The organism is Flavobacterium sp. WV_118_3 (genome assembly GCF_039778605.1).
Classification (GTDB): domain Bacteria; phylum Bacteroidota; class Bacteroidia; order Flavobacteriales; family Flavobacteriaceae; genus Flavobacterium.
The window spans coordinates 107,501-130,839 of the sequence record NZ_CP156060.1 but is presented as its reverse complement, the minus strand read 5'-3'; the positions used below and the strand labels follow the sequence as shown (position 1 = coordinate 130,839).

Here is a 23,339-nt window from a genome sequence, read left to right as displayed (position 1 = left end):
TTATTTTGCAAAAGCGATTGCCGTTTTTAATTTCGACTCCAATTCCTTTCTGGCGATTTTTTTAAGTGTCTGTCCAAAAAGCGAATACCATAAATCCCCATCCTGATCCCAAAAGAGCTGGCTCCAACGGTAAGAATTGATGTATTCGTCCGAAAGGTCTTGTTCGGTGAAATTAAATACATAGCCTTTTTCGAAATTCAGGTCGGTAAAAACCAAACGATCCATACCGGCCACAAACCAGATACCGTTTAAAGTATCGTCTTTTATCGCGTTATAGAACAAAACTTCGCCTGTGATTTCCTTTAGCTTTTGGCTGATCATTTTTGGTTTTTCGTCACTTCCCAATTCGAAAACGCCGCTATCGGTTAGTAGTAATTGTCTTTCGGCAGAAAGTGCAAAAAACTTTCTTACCTGGCGGTTATTATAATAATACGGCGCGATTTCTTTTTTAAACAAACGCTCCAAACTCATGTTTGTGACCGTAAATGAAGTGTCGACAATGGAAAGCAGATTTTGGGTTCCGAAGAAAATCACCGAACGGTTCGCATTCACATAAATTGTCAAACTATTCGGGTTATTCGAATAGATCGAAGTCGTTAATTTAAGCTCGCTATATTTAAAACGCTTTTCTTCTCCCGATTCCTTGTTTGTCATCCAAACCCCTTTGTTATCGAGCACTACTTTCCAGAAATCGTCTTCATAAATATTAACGATTTTAGAAGCGGATTCTGAAATCACGTTAAAGTCTGCATCGGTGATCAACAGTTTTTTGTCGGTATAAAAACGATACCCTTCGGCCGAACTTTCGATAAATCCGAGCTCGCTATCTTTAAGGAAATTCTGCGTTTTATGCTCGGTTTTAAAATCCGATAAATCGTAATAACGCATCTCTTCCGATCGGGAATCCGGTATAAAAACCCGATTTCTAAAGGTATCTAAATGAATATCACGGTAAACGAACGGAATTATCGCACCACTTTCGCGCGCGATAAAATTCGGCGCATAACTCCCGATTCGATTTCGCCAATAGGTACACCGATCCTGGTTTTTATCGAACGAACCATTATACCACTCGTTTCCTCTCCAATCCACTGTATAATGAGTGTCGGCATACGATTCGCTGGTCATATTCGCATCTTTCCACCAAATTGCCGGCATGAAAAAAATCGCACTCGACGACTGTTTTTTCTGACTCGTAATCTGAATAATCCAAAGCGGACAATCCGGGAACGGCGCGAATGGTGGCGATCCGGTGTAGTTGTATTCAAATTTATTTTTGTTGAATCCCACATAATTATGAAGCGCGAGTTCGGCTTCTTCGGTAAAAAAAGTACCCGAAACGATGCTTAGATATTCCACGGCATCACTTCCTACTTCACCGCTTTTGTCCACTCGCCCGTAAACATAATCCACAAAAAGTTCCATACAAACCCATTCTTCAAAGTCAAAGCGTGTCAGGAATTCGTGCAGTTCTTTGGTATCTTGTCCGAAATGCCGAACATACGCGACAATTTCCGGTTTGGATAATCTAAACTTTCCCGCGGGCGTATCGTTCCACCCAAGTTCGTAAATTTGTGTAGCCATTATTTTTAGTGCGTTTTATGTTGTTTTGGAGCGTAGGCTACTGCCGTTTTTAATTTCGATTCGAGTTCCTTTCTGGCGATTTTTTTAAGTTCCGGTCCAAAAAGCGAGTACCATAAATTCCCATCCTGATCCAAAAAGAGCTCGCTCCAACGGTAATCATTGAAGTACTTGTCCGTAAGGTCTTGTTCGGTGAAATTAAACACATAGCCTTTTTCGAAATTCACATCGGTAAAAACCAAACGATCGATACCAGCCACAAACCAGATTCCGTTTAAAGCATCGTCTTTTATCGCACTATAAAACAAAACTTCGCCCGTGATTTCCTTTAGCTTTTGGTTGATCAATTTTGGTTTTTCGTCGCTTCCCAATTCAAAAACACCGTTATGGGTCAGTAGTAATTGTCTTTCGGCAGAAAGTGCTACAAGCTGTCTTTTTTGGCCGTTATCGTAATAATACGGTGCAATTTCTTTTTTAAACAAACTATCCAGATTCAGGTTCGTAACCGTAAACGACGTGTCGACAATCGAAAGCTGTTTTTCGAAGAAAATCACCGAACGGTTCGCATTCACATAAATTGTCAAGCTATCCGGGTTGTTCGAAAAAGCCGAAGTCGTCAGTTTCAGTTCGCTATATTTAAAACGTTTTTCGTCTCCCGATTCCTTTTTCGTCATCAAAACACCTTTGTTATCGAGTACAATTTTCCAGAAATCATCTTCGTAACAATTGACCACTTTGGAAGCCGATTCTGAAATCACGTTAAAATCCGCATCGGTGACCAACAGTTTTGTTTCGGTATAAAAACGATAGCCATCAGCCGAACTTTCGATAAATCCGTTTGCGCTATCTTTAAGGAAATTCTGCGTTTTATGTTCGGTTTTAAAATCCGACAAATTGTAATAAGACATGGCTTCCAATTGCGATTCCTGTATCAGCAATCGATTTCTAAAGGTATCGAAATGGATTTTATAGTTATTGAACAAAATCGTCGAGCCACTTTCGCGCGCGATAAAATTCGGTGAATAACTTCCGATTCGGTTTTTCCAATACCTATTCTGATGCTGGTTTTTCCCGAAAGGATCATTATACCATTGGTTCCATTTCGAATTCACGGTAAAATGACTGTCGGCATACGATTCGCTGGTCATATTCGCCTCTTTCCACCAAATTGCCGGCATGAAAAAAATCGCACTCGACGACTGTTTTTCCTGACTCGTAATCTGGATCACCCAAAGCGGACAATCCGGAAACGTCGCAAATGGTGGCGATCCGTCGTAATTGTATTCAAATCTATTGTTGTTGTATCCGATATAATTATGAAGCGCGAGTTCGGCTTCTTCGGAAAAAAAAGTACCCGAAACGATATTTAGATATTGTACGGCATCACTGCCCACTTCACCGCTTTTAGTCGATTTTCCGTAGATGTAGTCGACAAATAGTTCCATGCAAACCCACTCATCAAAGTCGAAACGCGTCAGGAATTCGTGCAGTTCGTTGGTGTCTTGTCCGAAATGCCGAACATACGCGACAATTTCCGGTTTCGATAATCTGAATTTTCCCGCGGGCGTATCGTCCCAATCCAGTTCGTAAATTTGTGTAGCCATGTTTTTTTAGAGCGTTTGAAGTTGTTTTGGAACATATGCGACAGCCGTTTTAAGCTTGTTTTCCAATTCCTTTCGGTTGATTTTATAAAGTGTATTGCGATAGAACGAAGTCCATAGATTTTGTTCATTATCGAAATAAAGTTGCGCATAATAATTGTCGCTTCGAAGCGGATCGGAAACTTGTTCGGTAAAGTTAAACACGTAGCCTTTTTCGAAATTTTCATCCGTAAAAACCAGTCGGTCGTTGGCAGTAACAAACCAGATTCCGCCTAAGGTTTCGTCTTTGATACCGTTATAAAAAATCGCTTCTCCTGTGATTTCAGTAAGCTTCGGATTCAAATATTCGAGAGTTCCGTTGGCATTTATCATCATGACACCTTCGCTCGTAAAGAACAGTCGGCGGTTTTGGGAAAGTTCAAGCGATTTGTTCCGAATAAAACAACTATAAAAATAAGCCGGGATTTCTTTTTTGAATTCCTTACGCGGTGAAACGACACTGACATTAAAATCTTTATCGATCGTAATAAAATTGCGACCTTCGAAAAAACAAACGGTGTTATCGTCTGTCGCCCAAATCGAAAGCTCGGTGCTGTTATTCCCACCAATATTGTTGGTTAAATTAACTTCTTTGTATTTAAACTGTCTTTCTTCGTTTGTCTCTTTATTGGTCATCACGATCCCTTTTGTATCGAGAAAAACATTCCAGAAATCGTTTTCAAACGAATTATAGACGTTGGTTTTGGTCTTGGAAATTTTTTTGAATTGCTTGTCGGTGATCAGCAGACTTCCTTTTTGTCCGAAATGGTATCCTTCCGGTGTGCTCAAAAAATAACCATTATGCGAATCCACCAGATAACCTTTTGCTTCGTGTCGGATTTCCGGATTAGCAAGATCGTGGAAATACATGTTTTCGGACGCTCTGATATCGTAATACACGATACGGTTTTGCCATTTGTCGAAAACGGGAAGTCCTAATCCAAAATCAATTTTGGTTCCTTCGCGTTCGATAAAATTCGGGGCATACGAACCAATTCGTCTGCGCCAATACTGAATTGGGCGCTCGTTTTGGGTAAAGTCACCGTACCATTTGTTATGATCACTAACGGTGTATTTCTCATAACCATAGGAATCGTCGCGCATTTGTGCGTCTTTCCAGAAAACGGCAGGCATAAAAAACAGACAATCGGCATAGTGCTGTTCCTTTTTTACAACCTGGATAATCCAAAGCGGACAATCGTCGAAAACCTGGAACGACGTACGATTGTTTTCGGGATATATAAAGCGCTCCTTACCAACATATTCCTGTAGTTGTGCTTCGCCTTCGCGCGACAGAAAGGTCGTGGCAATAAGCCCGAGATAGGCCACGGCATCACTCCCCACGCCGCCGTTTTTTTCGGAATGTTTACCGTAAACATAATCGAAAGCAATCTGCATGCATTTCCATTCGTCGAAATCGAAACGCGTCAGGAATTCGTGAAGTTCGGGTGTTGCCTGTCCAAAATGGCGGCAATACTCCATTATTTCTTGTTTGGTAACTATTGGTTTTTCTAATACAGCGTCGTTCCACTGTACCTCATACATTTGTGTAGCCATTGTAGTTTGGTTGGTTAAGGGCTCCGAAAAATTCGGAAATGAGTTTTATAGCTTATGCAACGCCAGCCGGTTTTGGACTTTTTCGAAGCCATTCGCCGTCGTCGTTGATTCTGTAATAGGCTTTTCGTCTGAATTTTAGTGTAAGTTCCGGTAACACAAAGTCGGTTTCGCCCCAAGCCGTTCTTGGTAAAGCCGGTAAAAACCAGAAGAATTCCGTAAGGTCGTAGAGATACGATTGGTAGATGTCGAAATACATACTGACACCATTATTAAGACACATATAGAACATAAACGCCTTAAGTGCATCGCTGCTTTCGATTTTGAAATGTGTTTTTTCGAACATGAGTTTTTCGACCTTATGATTCGCCAGCAGGGTGCTTATTTGTCCGAACCAGCTGCCACCATACACATTCGCTTCGGCCAACATTCCCGCTTTGACTTTTTGGGAAGCGGAATAATATACCTCCCGCAGCTCCATTTCGTTTTCAGTCGCTTCCATTTGTGCTTTAAACTCGTGAATATCCAGATGACTCATCACCAAACTTCCGATAAAATCGACAACAGTGCGGCATTCGTCTTCATCCATACGCCCAAGCGAAATCACATTTTCGGCAAAATGCCAGTCGCTAAACAGTTCGATTTCCTTACGCGACAAGGCGGCTTTTTCAAAACTTTCGATACCCGCGTCTTCTCCGACTCTTGTTTTGATCAACTGACCATAGCGTTTTTCGGCTTTTGCTTTGAATTCCGGATTTGCCTGAAGTGCTTCGATCGCTTTTTCGATTTTAGCTTCGCTAAACGACTCCAGGAATTCGTAAATATTTTCGATTTTGGAAGCATCCAACGTCAGGTCTTCGTTGAATTCATATAATTCCGTAACGCCTGGAATTGCAGGTGTTGTTTTGATGATGACCTCGGTTTTGGAAGCCATGGCATACACGAACTTCAGTTTTCCATCGAGCGCGTGGAAAGCTGCTCTTGCAAAATCGGAAACTGGTGTGCCGCTATATTCCTTGACGTCTCCGTTTTCGTAATAGATTTTTTGTCGGCCGACCACGTCCGGTTTTCCGGTTTTTTTATCCGGAGCCACTTCGGCAAAACTTTCCTTGCGTGCACCGTGATCAACATTTTGCATCAGGTCTAATTTGGTATGGAAAAGCAATTCTTCCGGCGTGGCGATTTTATAGGTATATCCGTTTTCTTTTGAAATAGAAAAGAGAACAAAACGTCCCGGCTCCTGCTCAACGGTAATATCGAATTGGGCTTTTCTGACACGTTGATTGATCTCATTATTGCGATGTTCGCGGTCGTGATTCAACGCATCGGGAATTGCTTCGCGATTTACCTTTCCGTCGATAAGGGCAAAATAGGACTTACCCGTTGTTCCGCGACCGGAATAGGAAGGAATGCTATAGCAAGTGAACGTCACGCCAGTGGGAAGCGTGTCTTTTATGATCTCAAAAATGGCATCGAGTTCTTGTTGGAAATCCATATTTTAAGGTATTTGGTTGACTAAACTTGTTGTAAAACTGCTCCGGGATTACGCCCTTCCGATTTAAAGGGTTATTCGGTAATAATTCCTTTACGCTATTTGATCATCGTCTGCGGTTTGTAAGTATTTACCGCTATTTTGAATGTCATAAAAATACTCAAAGTTTTTAAATACGGTATATTTTGTATATTAAAAATGCAATATATTATTATCTTTTATGGACTTTCCTGTTTTAAATCTAACAAAAGCTATTAAAAAATAAAAACCACAACTTTTTGTGTTGTGGTTTTTACAATTTATTACTGGTGTTCAACTATAAGCAATAGGTACAGGTACTATTCCTGGTTTTCTTTTGGAATAGGATCGCCTGTTTTGGGATCGATGGTATACTTTTGATTAAAACTTTCAATAGTTTCCGGTTCGCGTGTTATGGGATTAAAACCATATTTTAAAATATAGCCGGTTACGGTATCCGGTTCCCCCATATTCCCGAAAAAGCGTGGTGTTGGATCGGCATTATAATTATCCCACCATTCCTGTTCTTTTCTCTTTTCCTCGTCCGACATTAAGGCGCGACTTCTGGCTTTTTCTTCTTCCCGTATTTTTGAGTTAAATCGTACAATCTGACCTTTTTGATCTTCCGATAGCAAATCAAATATCGCTCCTCTAACATCTTCATCTTTATCATATACCCACATTTTTTGTAGTAAATCTTCGTCAAAGACTTCGGGTAAATTAGCAAGATCGACATAAGGCAGTTTTGCATTTCGTTCTTCTCTGTATTTTTGAGCTTCTTCAGACGTTTTATAAACACTATATTGTTTTTGCTGTGGTGGTGTAAGTACCGCAAACACTTCGTCAAAAATAGCATTATTTAAATCCTCTATATTTAATAATAATCTTAAATTAAACTCGGGTAATTCGTTTTTAAAAGGAGTAAAATCGTATATGGCAAAAATCATATTTCTTTATTTTAATGGTTTTACTAATTCTTTGTATTCGATCTCATAATGGTCTATACCATTAACGGTCTTGGTATACTTGGGTTCCGTCATTTGAAGAAAATACCCTTCATTCATAAGTACTTCTTCCTGTATCATTGTTGATGGCGGATTCGCATCGGCATGTCTTATTTTTCCGAAGTTTTTCCCCCAATCGGACAAGTCATCAATATAAACTCCTTCTGCAGTTCGTATTTTTCTAATAATGGCTACTTTTTTAACTACTTCTGCTGTTCCTGCCGTTTCTGCTGTTATTCCTGCATTTTTAGCTGAAAGCTCGATAAATCCTTCGGCCACTTTATCATCTAATGAACCGGATACCATCCCTTTAAAAGCAACTTCTGTCCCTTTTCCTTTTTTTAATGTGTTGTTAAAATACTCTAAGGTTTCCGTACGTCCGCTAAATACTATTTTCCCTCCCATATTTCGTTCTTTAACTTTTCTCAGTTTGTCCAGAGCGCTTTTTAAATTTTTATATACCTGAGTATTGTATTCACCCCACCAGGAAGGCATAAAACGAGCTGGTGTATTTATAAATCCTCCATCAACTGTAAAAGCGTGAACCGAAGCCAGTTCAATATCGGTAGCATCCCCGGTTGGCAATAATTTATTTTCGCGTTTTAATTTATCAATATCATCTAGCGAATTTATGATGTCGGGTGTATTTTTCCAAAATTTATGCCATCCAGTATCGCCAAAGAAACTGTCATAACTTTTTAAAGCTTCGGTAAAGGCTTTCGGATTATCTTTATAACCTCTTTTAAGGTTATCAAACTCTTCCGTATTCATTTTATTGATCTCGGCGCGAACATTAGGATCTGCCGACTCTAAGGCTTTTTCAAAGTTTTGCGACTCCGTTTCTGTCGGGTAATTTTTAGTCGGAACGGTTTCTATTTGTGGTTTGGAAGTAGCCTGTTTCTTTTTCGGCGCTTCCGTTTCTGTAATTTTATTTTCCGTCGGTTTTGGAGCTTTTCCTCGTGGTAAATTTTCTGGAGTATCCATAAATTCAGCGTGTTGTTCCGGGTTGAATTTTTGTTTTGTTGTTACTGTTTTCTTTTTTTCAACCGGAAGCTGTTCTATTTCTGCTCCTTTTAAGTTTTTACTACTCAACACCAACAATCCCGTAGTTAAGGTTAATTGCGCTACGATCCTAACCGTGGCATCAATTTTTTCGGATGTCGTTAGTTGATCATTAGCATTGATCGCTTTTATGCTCTCCAGACCGTCGACAGTAATCATAATACCCGCCGTACCATTTAAGGCAAGGTCGGTTATCACAATATAGCGCAATCCCGTTGCCGATATTTTAACAATTGGTACTCCTTTATAAGCGATTCGGGACATGGCACCTCCAATGGCCAAAAAGCTAGAAGCAATCATGATGGTATCTAGGGCTAAGGTTTCGGATGTAAGGGTTCCTTTTTCCATTTTATCCATAATACTAGCCGCTCCGGAAGTAGCTCCAGTTGCTCCGGAAGCCACAAACAAGAACGGTGCAATTGGTGCTGCCGGGGTAAACGAAGCTACTATTCCGGCTACTGCCAATCCTAACGACGCCCAACCGGCTCCCGAAGAAACCGTTTCAAAGAACGAAGCCCCATTTGTAGTGAAATTCCCTTTTAAAGTAGGATAGCCAAAATCGTTTGCCGGAATTTCGTAGGCCAGCATACCATCCGGATAGGTATTTTTGCTATCAAAACTTTCAAATAATTCTTTTATACTTTTTCCTTCGTATGTACGTTTATGTTCGACTCCCGGTGTAAGGTCGGATAAAACATAATTCCCCGGATTGTTTTTGCTTTTTCCTAAAAATAAATTCAGTGCTATCGTTTTAGTCGTTTTGGTTTCTATAGCGATCGCATTTACTTCTACCGCTGTTCCCGGTTTAATTGCATTAAAACTGGTATCAATGTCTTTTTTATATTTTTTAAACTTTTGAAGGGTTTCATAATCCTCACTTGGCAATACCACTTGTCGGTAGGACGCATAGCGCTCGGTTGGTTTGTTGTCTTTATCTAATTCCACACAATGAATCACAAAAACCCCGGTCATCGTTCCTAAAAACGTAGCAGCTGGTTGTGACGAATTCATTTTCCAGCCATCTTTACCGTAGTATTCCCCTCTTTGATAACCATGTACAACGGCATCCCTAGCATAATCCGCTCCTAATAATGCACTCGCACCACTAGCCATTTCTTTTGGTGTTGTAATTTCTGCAAACCAAAAATAATGGTTATCTTTAGTGTTAACTTTTCCTTGTAGAGAATAATATAATTGTGGAACATAACTTCCACTTTCACTTGCCATTCTGGCTGGATTCTCGGTAAAACTTTTCGCTTGTATATAAAAATTCGGATCGGTTTTCTGGTCTTTATCGGCACTTTTCGACAGATTTTGCTCAACAAAGGCTACTTGTTGTCTGAAATCATTATAATTTTGCGTTTCATTCGACGACAACTCCTCTGTAGCCGCATCGGCAAGGGTTTTAACCTCATGTGTAGTCGTATAGGCACTGAATTCTTTTTTCTTTGTATCTTCAATAATGAACATAAACGTATAGACACCCGGATCGTAGGCACCTATCGAAAAGCTATTAATCACCCTTCCATCCTGATAAGCATTATTAGCGGCACGAAAATAGGGCGTCGCAAAAAGATCGTAAACCCTATTATTTTTTTGAACCAGTACTTTGCGGACTACTCGTGGCAATACGAGTTTTTCATCCAACGAGCGAAATGATCCCGTTGGGTAATCGAAGACACAATCAAACTCAATTTTAGAGCCTTCAATGGTATACTTTGTTTTAGCATTAATCCAAGGATGTTTCGAAGTAACATGAACTGTCTCCAGGTTCGTTACCCCAAACTCCAGACCGCCCATTTCATTGGTCGTTGTGCTTTGCTCTTGTTCCTCCTTTGGTTTTTCTTTCTGCGGTTCTTCATAATCGGCATACAATAGATTTATCGCTTTATAAAGATCACTGTTTCCTAGTTCGTCGTATAGTTCTTCCACCAATCCTTTCTTCCTTTTGGAACTGTACTCTTTATCATAATAGGCAATAAGTTCTATTCTATTAACTGAAGAAAGGTTCTCTAAAGCACGAAATATCTTGTCTTCGTCCGTAGCTCCAAAAATGTAAGCCACTTTGTAGGTAAATCCTTCATATAACATTTTTGCCCGTTCCGGAATAGAAAGGCCTTCATCCTCACTTTCATTTTCCTGTGTGGCACTTAGCACCTGATTCATTATGAGTAAAGTGCTCTTATCAAAAATACCCGAAGGCGCAATTCCATGATCCTTCTGAAAAGTGGTCAGCGCATTTTGTGTATTTTCTAAAAAAACGGTTTGTTTTTCGGATGTCGTGTAACCTAACTGATGAAGTACTTTGTTAACTTCCAAAACCGCAAGTCCACTTTCAGAAAACTCCAAAGTGGAAAAGCCTTTTTCAATTTTATTAAAAGCCTGGTTCTTAAACCCGTCGTAGGTCAGTCCGGTAACTTCATTTTCTTTTATTCGTATGGCGGCATCCTGATCCGTGATTTTCACTTTTGTTTTGTTGCCAGCTTGTGAATACGCGCTTGATTGCTCCTCCTTCTTTTTTGTCCTGGGCGCAAATGTTTTTTTTCTGGTCATATCTTGCTAATTGGTGTATAACAGTATCGTTATAAAAGATTTTAGGTAGGTTCTATTCGGTTTTTCGTATAAATGGATGTACCCGGGCCTGATTTTTCCCGAAAGCTTTTTCGCTTTCTATGGCTAAAAACGGGCTGATCAAATCGTGCGTAATAATCGTCTCGCCCGAGCTATGTAACGCTATGGCGACATTTTTCATAATGTTCTTAATATTGGCACCCGTATAGGAATATTCTTTAGACAGGTGTTTTAAAAACGGTTCGCTTTCGAATGTTACATTTTTAGGCAGGTATTGTTTCCAAAGTGCTTCCCGGGTTGCTTCTGTTGGCCGGATTACATTTATAGACAAATCGATACGACGTTTAAAAGCATCATCCATGTTGTTTTCAAAGTTGGAAGCCAAAATCGTAAGTCCATCAAATTTTTCGATACGTTGCAGCAAATACGATACTTCCTGATTCGCATACCGATCGTGGGCATCTTTTACATCGGAACGCTTTCCAAATAACGAATCGGCTTCATCAAAGAAAAGCATGCAGTTTTTACCTTGTAGTCGGTTAAAAAGCATTTCAAGATTTTTTTCCGTCTCTCCAATGTATTTACTCACCACCTGAGAAAGGTCAACGTGGTACATATCGATACCATACGTATTTGCAAGTATTCCGGCCAACATTGTTTTTCCGGTTCCCGGCGGACCATAAAACAAGGCCATAAATCCGGATTTAAAATGGTGGTTGTCACTTTTAAAAAAACCACTTTCCAACGCTTTGATATACTGCCCTATCGGTTTTATTTGTTCGCGTACCATTGGTTCTAAAACAATATCATCTAATGTCAGATCCGACTCGTATAAACTTCCCGGGAAATAATTTCCATGATCCAGTCGTGGTTTTTTACCCGATAAAAAATATCCGGAATAAGCCGTATCCAATTCAATTTGCCCATGAATAAAATCGGTAGTGCTACGATTGTAAATAATATCATTTTGCAATACAACACTTCCGTCAAGGAGTTGTGCATTATAACGGGACCATAACGATAAATCCTTGCCGGCGAGTAAAAAAAGAGCCGTTTGGAAAGTTGGTTTAAATGTCCGACTGGCTCGGTTATATTCGCCTCCCACATCGATTGCCAATGCATTATTCGTTTCTTCTATTTGAATAAACGACTTAAATAACGATGGATAATGTGCCGACGCAACGCCTAGCACCAGTAAAACCCGGTCCATCTCCTGGAGGTTATACGTATTGACGATCGTACCATAGGGTGAGTTATGATCAACCACTGGCAATTCCGGAATTTTCTCAAAGGTTTCATCCGTTGTTTTCCCTTTTAAAAACAGTTCCTTACAACGCATCGCTATGAGCGCTTCCAACCATTCCATTTCTTTATTCAGAGAATGATGGTTTACATGTTCTTTTTTTGTTTTAGTATACTCACTATTTTTGGTAGTGAGTACCTCTTTTTCTACATATTTTTTCTGAATACTTTCAGCTGGAAGGGTCAAATGGCTCATACTTTTTGATTGTAACTTTTAGAGCAACCTGTCATTGGATACCGTTCGACACCTATAAAAGCGATCGATACCACCTACGACTTACACACTTTTGAAAAAGAAAACAGCTCTTTGGTACGGTCTTTTTCAACTTCGTTATATTGCTCTAAAACGAACTTTAAAATTTATATTTTCAAGGTTCAAAATTATCAGAAGTAATGTTATTGAACTATTTATAAGGCTATTGGATTCCGTCTTTGCAGTAGAATGTATTTTGGAATCGGGCCCCGCGATGGGTAACAATGGAAACATAAATAATTATACAAACAATAAACACGGGATAGAAAGATACCTTAGCAATAAAGATATAGCGTATGAGATTTATAAGGCATTGAACAACATAAGTTGGCTATTCGAAGAATATTTTTGTAGTTATTGTAAAACATAAAAGTGCTTCTTCCAATCATCCATGAAACACTTATACTATTGCTTTATAATTTATAGCCAAAAGAGAAATCTAAAAAGTCAGGATTTTAAAAATCAGGACTTTTTTGTAAAATTGTGGACAATAGAGGTTCTCCCCCGACCACTTCCGATAAAATCGGAATGCTCCAAACCAGTTGCGCTAATCTTTATTTTTAATCAACTCCAGAATTTTAATTCTGCTTTTCCATGATTTAATTTGTAATTCTCTATTATGAGCAAGTTCTTTGGTTTCATAATTTTCTGTGTAAACAACTTTCCAATCGTTTACATTTCCGGTAAAACCCTTGCTTTTTTGATTATGTCGAATAAGCCGTTCTTCCAAATTAGACGTAAATCCAATATAGAATCTATTTTTACTTTCGCTAAATAAAATGTATACAACAAAATTCATAACAACAGAAAAACAAAAAACTCCAACAGAAATGTTGGAGTTTTAAAATCTGTGGGCGATGAGAGCCTGTCCCGTTATATCGGGAGGTTCGAACCCTCGACCACTTCCGATAAAATCGGAATGCTCCAACCCAGTTGAACTAATCGCAAAAAGTATAAAACAAAAAACTCCAACATTTCTGTTGGAGTTTTTAAAATCTGTGGGCGATGAGGGGTTCGAACCCCCGACCCCCTCGGTGTAAACGAGGTGCTCTGAACCAGCTGAGCTAATCGCCCTTATGTTTTTTTGTAGTCAGCAATTGTGTTCCTGATTACGAGTGCAAATATAGGACAGTTTTTTAGATCTGCAAACAAAAACCGGAAAAATTTATAAAATTTCCGCTACAACAAAAGTACTCCCACCAACATAGATAAAATCGGCTGAGCCTGCCATACGCAAGGCCTCCCCATAAGCAGCTGACACCGAATCGAATGCCGAACCCATAAGCCCGAATTCGCTTGCTTTTTGTTGTAAAATTGTAGCCTCCAATCCTCTTGGCACATTCGGTTTACAGAAAAAATAAGTTGCATTTTTAGGGAATAACGGCAAAATAGAATCCAAATCTTTATCATTTACCACACCCAAAACGAAATATAAGCGGTCAAATTTTTCTTTTTGTATCTGGTTTAAGACAATTTTTAATCCGTGACTGTTATGTGCTGTATCGCAAATCACTTTCGGATTCGAATGGATTTGCTCCCATCTACCTCGTAACTGCGTATTCTTTACCACATTCAGCAAACCGTTTTCCAGGTTTTGTTCGGTAATCGTAAAAAAGCGCTTTAGAATTTCGACCGTCTGTACTACCGTCTTTTTATTATGGAATTGGTAATCGCCCAATAAAGCGCCAGGATAATCCCGAGTGATCAAATCGGAAGCAAAATAAAGCTCCGAATCACATTCCGTCGCTTTTCCTATAAAAACCGGTTGGGTTTCCTCATTATATTCCCCTATAACCACTGGAATACCGGGTTTAATAATCCCGGCTTTTTCGAACGCAATCTCGCGATAGGTCGTTCCTAAAAACTGTGTATGGTCAAAACCTATATTCGTGATGACCGACACCAAAGGCGTGATCACATTCGTTGAATCCAATCGACCGCCCATACCGACTTCAATAACGGCCACGTCTACTTTTTCCTTTTCAAAATAATCGAAGGCTAAACCTACAGTCATTTCAAAAAAACTCAACTGATTGTTTTCGAAAAAAGCCTTGTGCAGCGCGATAAAATCACACACAAAGTCTTCGGGTATTTCAACACCATTAATCTTAATCCGCTCCCGGAAATCCTTTAAATGGGGCGACGTATACAAACCGACTTTATATCCCGCTTCCTGTAAAACCGAAGCGATCATGGAAGAAGTGGATCCTTTACCATTGGTTCCGGCAATATGTATCGTTTTGATTTTAGTTTCCGGATTTCCCAATTCTTGACACAGTAAAACCGTATTGGTCAAATCTTTTTTATAGGCTGAGGCGCCTTGCTGCTGGAACATTGGCAATTGTGCAAACATCCAGTCTAACGTTTCCTGATAATTCATTGGCTATAAAAGAAAAAAGAGTAAAGAAATCTTTACTCTGTCAACTTGAAGTTATATATAATTTTCCCCACCTGTTTGTCGGGTGCCCCTGGATTCGCATCGAATTTGGTTTGCATAGCGGCTATTCGCGCCTGATCCAACAAACATTTGGCCGCATTGGTCGTTCCACGTACACCGGGTTCGACACCAATTACTTTTCCATTTCGATCTACTTCGATGGCTACCGCTACCTGACCTTCTTCATTGCAAGTATATTTTGGGCTTGGTTTTGAAATCGCTTTACGCCCGGCCAATTGGTAATTTCCAACTCCCGTACCGTTACCATTTCCATAACCGCCACCTTTTCCGTTACCGGAACCCGGACCTTCGCCGTCACCGTTACCCGATCCTTTTCCATTTCCGGAACCGCCACCGCCATAATAGCCGGAAGCATTTTTATCACCGTTAAGTTTTCCTTTATTTCCACTGGCGTTATCATCGCCATCACCACCGGATTTGGAACCGTTCATCAAATTCGCCAACGCATCGGTTGTCGATTTGGATGGTTTTGGTTTTTCCGGAGTCGGTACCGGTTTATCCACCGGTTTTGGGGTTACTTTTGTTTTCTCTACTTTTTTGGTTGTCGCCACTACCGGAGCATCGTCATAATCCTGACCGATAATTTCCTCTTGTGGCGCCGGAGTAACCGGAGTTGCTTTGGTATGATTGGATACATTGAGTACTTCGCTCTGTAAATTTTTACCGGAACCGACCTCACTGTCACCAAAATTTACGGCAATTCCACCGCCACCGCCACCTTCAAGCTGCATAATATCCAACGTGGACGAAAATTTTAAAAGAAACAACAATGCGATAATCACACCACATAATACGGTTGTAATCACAAACGATTTCTTTTCCTGTTCTGTTTCGAGTCCTTTCATTATTTCGCTAAATAAACTGTATCAAAAGGTCTAGCAAATAGTATTCCTTTTTTCTTTATAACGGCAATAAAGGTAAATAATTATTATTAAAAAAAAACGCCCAACAAATTGTTGGGCGTTTTAGCTATTATAAAAGTTGTTTTAATGCTATTTCAAAAGCTGTTGCACTGATATTTTTCTTCTCCGGGTTAAGCGCGTGAACTTTTTCGATGGCTGTACGAATGATATCCGATGTATCGTTAAAAATCGACTCATCTGTCATTTGAACTTTTTTCTCCATAAAATAAGCAAATACACGAGCCATTCCACAGTTGGAAATAAAGTCCGGAATTAAACTTACTTTGCTATCGGTTTCTTCCATAATCGGACCGAAGAAAATCTCTTTATCGGCAAACGGAACATTCGCACCACATGAAATCACTTCCAATCCGGATGCAATCATTTGATCAACTTGTTCTTTTATCACCAATCTTGACGCTGCACACGGAGTAAAGATTTCCGCACCCAGGTTCCAGATTTTAGCATTGATTTCTTCGAAAGGAATCATGTTATCGGCCACCAATTTGTTTCCGTCTTTGTTTAAGAATAAAGTTCTGATCTCTTCGAAAGAGAATCCTTCTTCGTTGATCAACCCTCCGTCTCTATCGATAATTCCAACCACTTTCGCACCCATTTCAGCTAAGTAGAACGCCGCAGCCGAACCTACGTTACCAAAACCTTGTACAATTGCTTTTTTACCTTGTACACTTCCACCATAGATATCATAGAAATGACGTACCGCTTGCGCCACACCATATCCAGTGATCATATCAGCAACGGTATATTTTCTGTTGATATCCGGAGAAAACGTTGTGTTTTCAATCACTTTTACCACACCCTGACGTAATTGTCCGATACGGTTAATTTTATCGGCTTCCGTTGGCTTAAAATGTCCGTTGAAAACCCCTTCTTGCGGATGCCAAACCCCACATTCTTCTGTCATCGGGATCACTTCGTGGATTTCGTCCACATTTAAATCCCCACCGGTTCCGTAATAGCTTTTTAACAAAGGCGAAACCGCTTTATACCAACGTTGTAACACGCCTTTTTTTCTTGGATCGTTTGGATCAAAATTAATTCCAGATTTTGCACCGCCAATCGCAGGTCCCGAAACCGAAAACTTCACTTCCATTGTTTTGGCAAGTGACAATACCTCGTTCATATCCAAACCTTTACGCATACGGGTTCCACCTCCGGCAGCACCACCTCTTAATGAGTTGATCACTGTCCATCCTTCCGCTTCCGTTTCCGCATCTTTCCAATGGAATACTACTTCCGGCTCTTTATTTTCGAATTTCTTTAATAAATCTTTCATTTTATGTAATTATTTATTGTATTGTTGTTTTTTAAGTGGCACAAATATAACCTGAAACTCTTACAATCTCAAAGTTTTTACGCTATATCATAAATTCTTCCGGAACTGTGATTCTGACGCGCTCCGGTCACGCTGGCCAGTACATTTATTTGGTTGCGAAGCTTTAAAACACCCAGCAAACCAAAGATCAGCGCTTCTTTAAATTCGATTGTTTTGGTATCGGGAGCAGTGATTTTCATTTCGGGTAAATTTTCCTTGATCAACTCAATCAGAAAATGATTATAGGCACCACCTCCGGTGATCAGTAAATTTCCTTTTGGTACCGGCAATGCTTGTCCAACCTGAAAGGCGATATGATGGGTAAATGTCGCCAACACATCCAATTCCGGTAATTCATACTGCTCAATCAGAGGAAAAACGGTTTCTTTTACAAATTCAAAACCCAACGATTTGGGATGTTTCGCCTGATAAAACGGTAACGCATTCAGCTCCTGCATCAGTTTTTCCGAGACCTTTCCTTTAGCGGCCAATTTTCCCCGGTCGTCGTAGGCATAACCTAATTTTTCCGCATAACAATTCAACACCGTATTAACGGGCGAAATATCGAAGGCAATCCGATTGTTGTTTTCTTCAAACGAAACATTGGAAAAACCGCCTAGGTTTAGACAGTAGTTATAATCGGCAAACAAAAGTCGGTCGCCAATTGGAACCAAGGGCGCACCTTGTCCGCCGAGCGCTACATCGTCGACCCGGAAATCGCAAACCACTTTATGTCCGATCAGTTCAGCGATTTTCGGCAGGTTTCCGATCTGAAGTGTCAGTCCGTTTTGTGGTTGGTGCAAAATCGTATGTCCGTGGGAACATACCGCGTCCAATTTCTGGATATCATTTTTTTGGATAAAATCGCGGATTACACCGGCGAGTAAAACGGTGTAATTTTCATTTAACATTTCGAGTTGCAACGGTGTATAACCAACGGCTTCGCGCAGCCATCCGATCCATTCTTCCGAATACGGAACCGTTTCACATTGTTGGATTTGAAATTGCCACTGTTGGTTTTCCAGCGTAAAAGTGATAGCTGCCAGATCGATCCCGTCGAGGGAAGTTCCGGACATGACTCCGATAACGTTATAGACACTATTTTGCATGGGTTAAAATTAGGCAATCCAGTTGAAAGTATGACATTTATACGCTATATTTGGGAACTTTTTTAAAGAACATTCAAACAAAATAACTTATAAGAAATGGATTTTAAACTGACTGAAGAGCATTTGATGATACAGCAGGCTGCTCGTGATTTTGCTCAAACCGAATTACTACCGGGCGTAATTGAAAGAGATGAACACCAGAAATTCCCTGAAGAACAGGTTAAAAAGATGGCCGAACTAGGATTTTTGGGAATGATGGTTGACCCTAAATATGGTGGAGCCGGATTGGACAGTGTTTCTTACGTATTGGCTATGGAAGAAATCGCGAAAATTGATGCTTCTGCTGCAGTAGTAATGTCAGTTAACAACTCATTAGTATGTGCCGGTCTTGAAAAATACTGTAACGAAGAACAAAAAGAAAAATATTTAGTGCCACTTGCTAAAGGTGAGGTTATCGGAGCGTTCTGTTTATCAGAGCCGGAAGCCGGATCGGATGCTACATCACAAAAAACGACTGCCATCGATATGGGAGATCATTATTTGTTAAACGGAACTAAAAACTGGATTACCAATGGTAATACTGCTTCTACGTATATTGTAATCGCACAAACGGACGTAGAAAAAGGACACAAAGGAATCAATGCTTTTATCGTTGAAAGAGGATGGGCAGGTTTCGAAATCGGTCCAAAAGAACAAAAAATGGGAATCCGCGGATCCGACACGCATTCGTTAATGTTTACCGATGTTAAAGTACCAAAAGAAAACAGAATTGGTGCCGACGGTTTCGGATTTAACTTTGCAATGGGTGTATTAAACGGTGGTCGTATCGGAATTGCTTCTCAGGCATTGGGAATTGCTTCCGGAGCTTACGAATTGGCGTTAAAATACTCACAGGAACGTAAAGCTTTCGGTAAAGAAATCTTCAAACACCAGGCAATTGCTTTTAAATTGGCCGATATGGCAACACAAATCACTGCAGCGAGAATGTTGTGTTTTAAAGCCGCTTGTGAAAAAGATGCCGGACAGGATATTTCACATTCCGGAGCGATGGCAAAATTATATGCATCACAGGTAGCAATGGATACGACTATCGAGGCTGTTCAGATTCACGGTGGAAACGGATATGTAAGAGAGTACCATGTAGAGCGTATGATGCGTGATGCGAAGATCACTCAGATTTACGAAGGAACTTCTGAAATCCAAAGAATTGTAATTTCAAGAGGTTTGGTTTCTTAATTTCAAACCCGTCACAATAAAGGAGTCCAACATTGCGTTGGACTTTTTTTTTGATTACAAAAGCAGATCGAGTATCTTTATAAAATGGATAAAAGAGCCAAGTCATTACAATTTAAAGTTGTTTTGGGATATATTTTCCTGATTGTTATCGCAGTGATTTCGGTTTGGTATATCTATTCCGAAATTCTAAAACTGGCCACTCCGAAAGAGACAACATCGGAAGAAAACAAAAAAATCCTGAGGATCAGTAATGTCGTAACCAACCTTTATACTTCGGAAGCCATCGGCCGATCGGCGATGCTCACCGAAAACAAAACCACCATCAACGAATATTACCGCTTACTGGACAGTATCAATTCCGAAATTGAAACGATTAAAGAAGGTGCCGATGACAACCAACTAGTAAAATTCGACTCGATACAAATGCTTTTAAAGAAGAAACGAAGAAGTATTGGGGACATTTTAAACTTCCGAAAAAAATACAGTCACGAAAACAACCTGGACAAAGCCATAACTAAAATTTATAACGTTAAGGATTCTTTGGTTTTAAACTTCCAACCGATTAGTCGGGCGCGAAACAATTCGCAGATCCGGAAATTCCTCGATAATGTACTAAATCCACACCAACGGGATTCGTTGAGTGTCCTTCCGGTTTCGAATGATTCGCTGGTTTTGGCTTTCGAAAAAATTATTTCGGATGTGGTCACCAAAGAAAATAACATCAAAAATCAACTCTTTAAAAGGGAACAAAAATTACTGGAAGAAAACCGCGTTATTTCCGATCAGCTGCGGAATGTCCTGATATCCGTTGAAAAAGAAATCCTCCAGAAATCCTATCAAACCATCAACGAATCAAAATTTGCCATTAGCAAAACCACCAAAAATATTGCGTGGATTGGAGCGGTCGCCCTTTTACTCGTGATTCTTTTTGGCTTAATTATTGTGCGTGATTTACAGAAGAACCAAAAATACCGGATGCAATTGGAACGGCTTAATTCAGAAAAAGAAGATCTACTCCGAAGCAAAACCATGCTTTTGGCTACCGTGACGCACGATATCCAGACGCCATTGGGTAGTGTTATCGGCTTTTCCGACCTGCTAAAAAACACGCCCGTTTCTCCAAAACAGCTACAATATCTGGACAATATTAAACACTCGTCCCATTATATCCTCAAACTGGTTAACGATCTGATTGACTTTTCGAAATTAGAAAACAACAAAATCAAAATCGAGAACATCAACTTTAATTTTAAAGACCTGATCGAAAACAGTTGTCAACCTTTGGTTCCGAATGCAACAAATAAAGGCATTCAATTGCAATGGAATATTCAAAAGGAACTGGATAGCCTTTTTATTTCCGATCCGTACCGTATCAAACAAGTACTGACCAACCTGGTGACGAACGCCATCAAATTTACACCCGAAGGACAAGTAGTCGTAACAGCCGGGCTGGATTCGGACTGGATTTCGATTAAAGTCAGCGATACCGGGATTGGGATTGCGAAAAACAAACAAAAGGACGTTTTTAAAGAATTTACGCAGGCGCATTCCGGAATCGAAAAAAAATACGGTGGAACCGGACTTGGACTTACGATTGCCAAACGGATTATCGAACTTTTAGGCGGAACCATTACACTGGAAAGCGAAGAACATCAAGGTTCGACATTTACCGTTCGTATTCCGAATATCCCTGCCGAACAATCGGTTTTACATCCATCTTCCGAAAATGACACCACGGCATACGATTTTTTACAAGACAAAAAGATCCTGATTGTAGACGATGACGTTATGCAATTAAAATTAATGGAAGAAATTCTGGCCTCTTATTCAGTTCAGGTGACTACCACTCCGGATGCTACAAAAGTAGTCGCCATGCTACTAAAAACTCCGTTTGATCTGATCATCTCAGACATTCAGATGCCCAAAATGGATGGTTTTGAACTGGTTGAAGCGATAAAAAGCAATCCAAATCTGACTTCCATACCTGTTATCGCTTTAACCGGTAAACGTGATTTGGTATTTGAAGATTTTATCAAAAAAGGATTTGAGACCTTTCATCCCAAACCGATACAATTAAAAGACTTATTGAATCAGATACAATCCATTTTCGAAGGACGCCTGGTTCATGAAATCAAATACGACCAGAACCAACATCGTAACCACCAACTGTACAATCTTAGTAGTTTGAATCAGTTTACGCAAAACGACCGTAAAGCATTAGAGAGTATCATAACGGCCTTTATCAGCAGTTGTAAAGACAATATTGAAAGCTTACAAACAGCCGTTACAAATGATGATCAGGAAGCAATTGCGCAATTGGCGCATAAACTAATCCCGATGCTTAAACAAATGGAAGTACAATCTATTGTGGCCCTTTTAATCCCTTTGGAAGACAAAACGCTTGACTTCCAAAAGGTCAATCAAAAGGAATATGTACAATCGATCATTGATCAATTGGAAGTATTAATCGAGAAACTAAAATTTGAAATCCGTTAAAGCTCGATATTATAAAGTTTGATTTTATTGTATAAGGTTTTCCGGTCGATTCCTAACAACTGAGCCGCCTTGGTTTTATTAAAACGCGCCCGTTCCAACGCATCGAGAATCGCCTTTTCTTCATCTTTAGATGAATATAGTTGGAATTCACTTTCGGTTTTTTCCTGATACGGAGTGTCGAACATTTCCTGAGGCAGCACTTCTTTCAGCACCATATCCCCTTTAGTCAGCAACACCGAACGTTTGATAATGTTTTTCATTTCCCGAAGATTTCCCGGCCAATCGTAAGTTAAAAACAAATCCGTTACCGGTTGGGAAAAGCCCTGTACCTCTTTTTCAAGATCGTGATTGGCCATTTCCAGAAAATGATTGGCAAAAATCAGGATATCATTTTTTCTTTCGGATAGTCGTGGTGCTTTAATACTGAATTCATTCAGACGATGGTATAAATCTTCCCGGAAATCGCCTTTTTTGACCGCTTCCTGCAAGTCCTCATTTGTCGCCGCAATCACGCGTATATCGACACCTATTTCATTATTACTTCCTACCGGTTTGATCTTACGTTCCTGTAAGGCACGCAATAACTGAATCTGCACTTCATACGACAGGTTTCCGACTTCATCCAGAAATAAAGTTCCGCCATTAGCTGCTTCAAAATGTCCTGTTTTGTCGTTAAAAGCGCCAGTAAACGAACCTTTTAGATGTCCAAAAAACTCACTTGAAGCCAACTCCTTTGGAATCGCTCCACAGTCGACCGCGATAAACGGTTTGTCTTTACGTTTGCTTTGTACGTGTATACTATGGGCAATATATTCTTTACCGGTTCCGCTATCACCAATGATCAATACCGACATATTGGTAGGTGCCACCAATTCGATATAATCGTGTAACTGACTTGAATGATCACTAATTCCTTTTACAAATGGAAATGTGTTATTTTGTGAAGGTGTCTTGGATTTAGCAGGTGTCTTGGAATCCGTTTCAATGGGCTCTTCTACAACCGGACTAGCTTTTTTCTTTAAAGACTGATGAATCGTATGCAGAATTTCATCGGGATTAATCGGCTTTCCAACATAATCGAAAGCGCCCATTTTAATTGCATTAACAGCGGTTTTAATTTCGGTATAACCCGTCATCAAAATAACCTGCGTCTGAAATGACTTTGCTTTTATTAATTGCAACAGCTCAATACCGTCTTTATCCGGCAATCTGATGTCGGTCAATACAACGTCGAATGTTTCGTTTTCCAATATTCCTTCGGCCTCTTTAGCCGAAAAAACATTGTGAACCGCAAATCCTTTTTTTTCCAGGAAAGTCTTTACCAT

At 39.9% G+C, this 23,339-nt stretch carries 15 protein-coding genes and 1 tRNA gene (1 of these 16 cut by a window edge); 2 read left to right on the top strand and 14 right to left on the bottom strand.

All coding sequences use genetic code 11. The features are described from left to right. The 13 genes from ABFU83_RS00545 to ABFU83_RS00485 form a co-directional block, all read right to left on the bottom strand. The gene (locus ABFU83_RS00545; protein ID WP_347068068.1) at window positions 1-1,584 is read right to left on the bottom strand and encodes a hypothetical protein; all 1,584 of its coding nucleotides are present in this window, start codon (window positions 1,582-1,584) and stop codon (window positions 1-3) included. A gap of 5 nt (window positions 1,585-1,589) precedes the next feature. Beyond that, complete coding sequence (locus tag ABFU83_RS00540; RefSeq protein ID WP_347068066.1) at window positions 1,590-3,185, bottom strand: hypothetical protein; 1,596 nt, start codon at window positions 3,183-3,185, stop codon at window positions 1,590-1,592. A 6-nt stretch (window positions 3,186-3,191) separates the two neighbouring features. Then, window positions 3,192-4,778, bottom strand: coding sequence for a hypothetical protein (locus ABFU83_RS00535; protein ID WP_347068064.1), 1,587 nt, complete (start codon window positions 4,776-4,778; stop codon window positions 3,192-3,194). A 52-nt stretch (window positions 4,779-4,830) separates the two neighbouring features. Next, window positions 4,831-6,270, bottom strand: coding sequence for a hypothetical protein (locus ABFU83_RS00530; protein ID WP_347068062.1), 1,440 nt, complete (start codon window positions 6,268-6,270; stop codon window positions 4,831-4,833). A gap of 335 nt (window positions 6,271-6,605) precedes the next feature. Continuing rightward, the gene (locus ABFU83_RS00525) at window positions 6,606-7,232 is read right to left on the bottom strand and encodes a hypothetical protein (protein WP_347068060.1); all 627 of its coding nucleotides are present in this window, start codon (window positions 7,230-7,232) and stop codon (window positions 6,606-6,608) included. A gap of 6 nt (window positions 7,233-7,238) precedes the next feature. Beyond that, window positions 7,239-10,817 carry a peptidoglycan-binding domain-containing protein gene (locus ABFU83_RS00520; protein WP_347068058.1) on the bottom strand — a complete coding sequence of 1,193 codons (3,579 nt, stop codon included), beginning with the start codon at window positions 10,815-10,817 and terminating at the stop codon, window positions 7,239-7,241. A 139-nt stretch (window positions 10,818-10,956) separates the two neighbouring features. Continuing rightward, window positions 10,957-12,420 (bottom strand): AAA family ATPase, encoded by a 1,464-nt coding sequence (locus ABFU83_RS00515; protein WP_347068057.1) that lies wholly within the window; start codon window positions 12,418-12,420, stop codon window positions 10,957-10,959. A 604-nt stretch (window positions 12,421-13,024) separates the two neighbouring features. Further along, a complete protein-coding gene (locus ABFU83_RS00510; protein ID WP_347068055.1) occupies window positions 13,025-13,276 on the bottom strand; it encodes a GIY-YIG nuclease family protein in 252 nt (83 codons plus the stop codon). A 200-nt stretch (window positions 13,277-13,476) separates the two neighbouring features. After that, window positions 13,477-13,551, bottom strand: a tRNA-Val gene (locus ABFU83_RS00505). A 91-nt stretch (window positions 13,552-13,642) separates the two neighbouring features. Then, the gene (locus tag ABFU83_RS00500) at window positions 13,643-14,857 is read right to left on the bottom strand and encodes a folylpolyglutamate synthase/dihydrofolate synthase family protein (RefSeq protein ID WP_347068053.1); all 1,215 of its coding nucleotides are present in this window, start codon (window positions 14,855-14,857) and stop codon (window positions 13,643-13,645) included. Between the two features lie 32 nt (window positions 14,858-14,889). Then, window positions 14,890-15,780 (bottom strand): energy transducer TonB, encoded by an 891-nt coding sequence (locus ABFU83_RS00495; protein ID WP_347068052.1) that lies wholly within the window; start codon window positions 15,778-15,780, stop codon window positions 14,890-14,892. A gap of 127 nt (window positions 15,781-15,907) precedes the next feature. After that, a complete protein-coding gene (locus ABFU83_RS00490; RefSeq protein ID WP_347068050.1) occupies window positions 15,908-17,134 on the bottom strand; it encodes a Glu/Leu/Phe/Val dehydrogenase dimerization domain-containing protein in 1,227 nt (408 codons plus the stop codon). A 77-nt stretch (window positions 17,135-17,211) separates the two neighbouring features. Next, window positions 17,212-18,282, bottom strand: a complete 1,071-nt coding sequence (locus ABFU83_RS00485; protein WP_347068049.1) for an anhydro-N-acetylmuramic acid kinase — start codon at window positions 18,280-18,282, stop codon at window positions 17,212-17,214. A 96-nt stretch (window positions 18,283-18,378) separates the two neighbouring features. Between ABFU83_RS00485 and ABFU83_RS00480 the strand changes: the two genes are divergently transcribed. Together ABFU83_RS00480 and ABFU83_RS00475 are read left to right on the top strand one after the other, a co-directional pair. Then, window positions 18,379-19,518: an acyl-CoA dehydrogenase gene (locus ABFU83_RS00480; protein WP_347068047.1), complete on the top strand. Its 1,140-nt coding sequence runs from the start codon at window positions 18,379-18,381 to the stop codon at window positions 19,516-19,518. A gap of 84 nt (window positions 19,519-19,602) precedes the next feature. Continuing rightward, window positions 19,603-22,014: an ATP-binding protein gene (locus ABFU83_RS00475; RefSeq protein ID WP_347068045.1), complete on the top strand. Its 2,412-nt coding sequence runs from the start codon at window positions 19,603-19,605 to the stop codon at window positions 22,012-22,014. On the opposite strand, the gene ABFU83_RS00470 is transcribed toward ABFU83_RS00475, so the two are convergent. Beyond that, on the bottom strand, window positions 22,011-23,339 hold the 3' portion of the coding sequence (locus tag ABFU83_RS00470; RefSeq protein ID WP_347068044.1) for a sigma-54 dependent transcriptional regulator. It continues 48 nt past the right edge of the window; the window shows 1,329 of its 1,377 coding nt (coding positions 49-1,377); its start codon lies beyond the right edge, outside the window; it ends in the stop codon at window positions 22,011-22,013. The two genes, ABFU83_RS00475 and ABFU83_RS00470, sit on opposite strands and share 4 nt — an antisense overlap.

What these genes read in the sequence shown, in the direction of transcription:
- ABFU83_RS00545 (WP_347068068.1), bottom strand. Translation starts at nt 1,584, where the DNA reads ATGGCTACACAAATTTACGAACTTGGGTGGAACGATACGCCCGCGGGA.
- ABFU83_RS00540 (WP_347068066.1), bottom strand. Translation starts at nt 3,185, where the DNA reads ATGGCTACACAAATTTACGAACTGGATTGGGACGATACGCCCGCGGGA.
- ABFU83_RS00535 (WP_347068064.1), bottom strand. Translation starts at nt 4,778, where the DNA reads ATGGCTACACAAATGTATGAGGTACAGTGGAACGACGCTGTATTAGAA.
- ABFU83_RS00530 (WP_347068062.1), bottom strand. Translation starts at nt 6,270, where the DNA reads ATGGATTTCCAACAAGAACTCGATGCCATTTTTGAGATCATAAAAGAC.
- ABFU83_RS00525 (WP_347068060.1), bottom strand. Translation starts at nt 7,232, where the DNA reads ATGATTTTTGCCATATACGATTTTACTCCTTTTAAAAACGAATTACCC.
- ABFU83_RS00515 (WP_347068057.1), bottom strand. Translation starts at nt 12,420, where the DNA reads ATGAGCCATTTGACCCTTCCAGCTGAAAGTATTCAGAAAAAATATGTA.
- ABFU83_RS00510 (WP_347068055.1), bottom strand. Translation starts at nt 13,276, where the DNA reads ATGAATTTTGTTGTATACATTTTATTTAGCGAAAGTAAAAATAGATTC.
- ABFU83_RS00500 (WP_347068053.1), bottom strand. Translation starts at nt 14,857, where the DNA reads ATGAATTATCAGGAAACGTTAGACTGGATGTTTGCACAATTGCCAATG.
- ABFU83_RS00495 (WP_347068052.1), bottom strand. Translation starts at nt 15,780, where the DNA reads ATGAAAGGACTCGAAACAGAACAGGAAAAGAAATCGTTTGTGATTACA.
- ABFU83_RS00490 (WP_347068050.1), bottom strand. Translation starts at nt 17,134, where the DNA reads ATGAAAGATTTATTAAAGAAATTCGAAAATAAAGAGCCGGAAGTAGTA.
- ABFU83_RS00485 (WP_347068049.1), bottom strand. Translation starts at nt 18,282, where the DNA reads ATGCAAAATAGTGTCTATAACGTTATCGGAGTCATGTCCGGAACTTCC.
- ABFU83_RS00480 (WP_347068047.1), top strand. Translation starts at nt 18,379, where the DNA reads ATGGATTTTAAACTGACTGAAGAGCATTTGATGATACAGCAGGCTGCT.
- ABFU83_RS00475 (WP_347068045.1), top strand. Translation starts at nt 19,603, where the DNA reads ATGGATAAAAGAGCCAAGTCATTACAATTTAAAGTTGTTTTGGGATAT.